Here is a 3,255-nt window from a genome sequence, read left to right as displayed (position 1 = left end):
GTTCAGGTCATGCAGGAAGGCGGCAGCGACCAATGGGACGACGAGTATCCGAACCGGGATGTCATCGGGGAAGATCTGAGCCGGGGGACACTGTTCGCAGCGGAAGGCGACGGGCGGATCCTGGGCATCATGGTGCTGGATCAACATCAAGACGAGCAGTATGACAAGATACCTTGGACGGAGACGGAAGGGCCGCATCTGATGATGCACCGGATCGCGGTGGATCCGATGGCCCAGGGGCAAGGAATCGCGCGTAAGCTGGTTGCTTTTGCGGAACAGTTTGCCCAAGAGAATGGATACAAAAGCATCCGGCTTGATACATACGCCAAAAATGCGCCTGCCCTCAAGCTGTATCGGGGTCTCGGCTACGATCAGCGTGGTGAAGTGAACTATCCGGGACGGGAAGCGGGCTTTCCGGCTTTTGAAAAAGTGTTTGTATAGTCTTCGGCAAGGTAATCCGATACCGCGGCATAAAGAAAAAATCCCCTTATCTCCGTTATGGTGGAGACAAAGGGGATTTTTGTTCTGTTTATATGGCGATCAAGCTCTAAACTCCGCTAGGCGCTCGGGGCTTGCTTCCGCCAACGCTTGGCGAAGGCTGTCGGCGTCGTGCTCGCGGTAGCTTGGCGTACCCGGCTGCTGGCGCCAGGACTCATCCAGTCCGCCGGCGTCGATGGCGTCAAAGCCAAGTTCTTCAATCAGGTCAAGCACGACCTGCTTAGAGGCGGGATCGTCTCCAGCCACCGGCAGGGCCAAACGTCCAGGGCTGCCCTTCGGCAGACCGCGTTCCAGCAGATTTTGTGCGGATATGCCGTTAAAAGCTTTATTCACCGGCCGCTTCAGATGCTGTTCCACCCAGCGGCTCTCCGGCAGACCTGCTTCAATTTCCGCGATGAGACCGTCGCGCTGACGGGGGTAATAGTTCCCCGTATCGATAATCACGGCATTTGGAGCAGTATGGTCGAGGATTCTGGCAGGAAGGTCAGGAATGTTTTTCTGAGGAATCGTCACAATGACCACTTCTGCACCCTGCGCCACTTCCGTGACTTCCTTGGGCGCTGCTCCCGTTTCTTCAGCAAGTGCAGCCAAGGTTTGTGGGCCTCTCGAATTGGCGATGGACACTTCATGTCCGAGTTTGGTCAGGCGGCGGGCGAGATTTCCTCCGATATTTCCGGCACCGATAATCGCAATTTTCATTTATTCCGACTTCCTTTCCCGAATTAGTTGTATATCATCAAATAAACTGTAACAAAAACAGTTATCGATGTAAAGCGCTGCAAACTATTTTTTTCCAAATTAATGATCCTGCTGCGGGTAGAGCTTTTGCATGGTATCCAAGAAGCCTCGCAATAGAGGAGAGATGTGGTCCTTTTTCCATACAAAAGACATCCTGTATGCGGATTGGCTAACTCCAAGTACAGGCTTATATGTGAGATCGGTGCGTAAATGCCGGGCAGATTCATGAATCAGGGCAATGCCGAGACCCGATGAAACGAGCGACAACAACGTATGCATTTCGTCGGCTGTTTGAACAATGGCTGGACTGAACCCAGCCTCCATGCATATTTGAATCATGGTATCATAATAAACCTTTCCTACTTCCCGGTTGGTAGTAATAAACGATTCCCTGCTTAATTCGCCGATATGCACAGTATGGCGGTTACCCAAAGGATGTTCGGGAGGGAGTGCGACCCAGAAAGGCTCGCTCCGGATGGAGTATGACATAAGAAGCGGCTCGTTCACGGGAATACCTGTAATACCGATGCTAAGCGTGCCATCCAACAGGGCTTCGATTTGGGAAGATGAATGTAAATGGCATGGTGTGATTTGGACTTTGGGATATGTTTGACGGTACGCAGAAATGACCTGAGGAAGAATGTCCCAAGTTGCGGATTCCACGAATCCGATCCTGAGGTCTCCGATCATCCCCGACAATGCGCTCCTAACCTTGTCCACGGCACGATCCGCGTGGTGGAGCAAGTTTCTGGCTTCCTCATAAAATAAACCTCCGGCCGCTGTCAGGGAAACACTTCGTTTGGTACGGATAAACAAGGCCCCGCCTAGCTCCTGTTCGAGCTGGCGAATCTGCTGACTAAGTGCAGGCTGGGCGATGCCCACCCGATCGGCTGCCCGTCCGAAGTGCAGCTCCTCGGCCAAAGTGACGAAATATTTGAGCTGCCGCAGTTCCATAACGATCCTCCAATTCCCTTTTTTAATAAGTAAAACTTATTACAGAAATATAAAACCGATATTTCACTTATGATTGGATTGATATTACAATACAATTCATCCAATGTCACACACATGGCGAAGGGAAAGGTGATCAAGATGACTCCAATGAAACGTACAGCGATCGTAACTGGCGGAAGCAGTGGAATCGGATTCTCGATTGCTCAAAGGCTCATACAAGAAGAAATCGGTGTCATGATCCTTGGCAGACACGAAGCTTCCCTGAGGGAAGCATGTAAGCGGCTGGGCGAAGGCGCTTCATGGGTACAAGCGGATGTACGCCGTCGTGAAGATGTACAGCGGGCCGTCGAGGAGGTAGTCCACCAAAACGGACGTTTAGATATAGTGATTAACAATGCGGGATTCATGGGTGAGGCCGTTTCTACCGGAGTGCCTCTTGAGGATTCCGAACGGTTCTGGGATGACATTATTGGCGTGAACTTGAAGGGGGCATTTTTGATGACGGCTGCCGCAGCACCATATCTGGCAAGTCCGGGCGGCAGGATCGTCAATATCAGCTCGATCGGGGCGTTTACAGGTGGAAGCGGCCCCGGGTCCCTGGCATACGCCGCCTCGAAATCCGGGCTCCATGGCCTTACGTACGCTGCAGCCCGAGAGCTGAGCGTCAGAGGGATAACGGTGAATGCCGTGGCTCCAGGCTTGATTACGGATACCGGTTTTGGCCACCGTGAGGATAAACTGCAGCAGTTGATCCCGAGTATTCCCGCCGGACGTCCGGGGACGCCGGACGAGGTAGCCGCCGCGGTCTTATACTTGATTTCGCCGGATGCATCTTATGTCACTGGAGAAATTCTGAACGTCAACGGCGGATGGCTTTTTGGGAGATGACGTCTTTCATGCAGGATATGGCCAACACATATACACGCTAGCGCCCTAAACCAGGGCGCTTTTTTTAATATCAGAAAGTATAAACTCCAGAGCCATGGCTTCCTGATATTGCAAGAAAAACTTCCTTTAGAGGCGGTCTGTCTTCTGTGAAGGTACGTCGATAGACGTTTTTTTATT

The 3,255-nt window shown here is 52.0% G+C and carries 4 protein-coding genes; 2 read left to right on the top strand and 2 right to left on the bottom strand.

From position 1 onward, the window contains the following. A partial coding sequence (locus CPT76_RS12900; protein WP_105443209.1) for a GNAT family N-acetyltransferase occupies window positions 1-441 on the top strand: 441 nt, incomplete at its 5' end. A gap of 99 nt (window positions 442-540) precedes the next feature. Here the strand turns inward: CPT76_RS12900 and CPT76_RS12895 are convergent. Continuing rightward, window positions 541-1,197, bottom strand: a complete 657-nt coding sequence (locus tag CPT76_RS12895) for an NADPH-dependent F420 reductase (protein ID WP_105443208.1) — start codon at window positions 1,195-1,197, stop codon at window positions 541-543. Window positions 1,198-1,296: 99 nt separating this feature from the next. Further along, window positions 1,297-2,190: a LysR family transcriptional regulator gene (locus CPT76_RS12890; protein ID WP_105443207.1), complete on the bottom strand. Its 894-nt coding sequence runs from the start codon at window positions 2,188-2,190 to the stop codon at window positions 1,297-1,299. A gap of 147 nt (window positions 2,191-2,337) precedes the next feature. On the opposite strand from CPT76_RS12890, the gene CPT76_RS12885 reads away from it, so the two are divergent. Next, window positions 2,338-3,078, top strand: a complete 741-nt coding sequence (locus CPT76_RS12885) for an SDR family NAD(P)-dependent oxidoreductase (protein WP_219845418.1) — start codon at window positions 2,338-2,340, stop codon at window positions 3,076-3,078. Window positions 3,079-3,255 lie beyond the last annotated feature (177 nt).

The organism is Paenibacillus sp. AR247 (genome assembly GCF_002968895.1).
Taxonomy (GTDB): Bacteria; Bacillota; Bacilli; order Paenibacillales; family Paenibacillaceae; genus Paenibacillus_AQ; species Paenibacillus_AQ favisporus.
This window is presented reverse-complemented; position numbering and strand designations above follow the sequence as displayed.

Coding starts and splice junctions, on each gene's coding strand:
- CPT76_RS12895 (WP_105443208.1), bottom strand. CDS start 1,197: ATGAAAATTGCGATTATCGGTGCCGGAAATATCGGAGGAAATCTCGCC.
- CPT76_RS12890 (WP_105443207.1), bottom strand. CDS start 2,190: ATGGAACTGCGGCAGCTCAAATATTTCGTCACTTTGGCCGAGGAGCTG.
- CPT76_RS12885 (WP_219845418.1), top strand. CDS start 2,338: ATGAAACGTACAGCGATCGTAACTGGCGGAAGCAGTGGAATCGGATTC.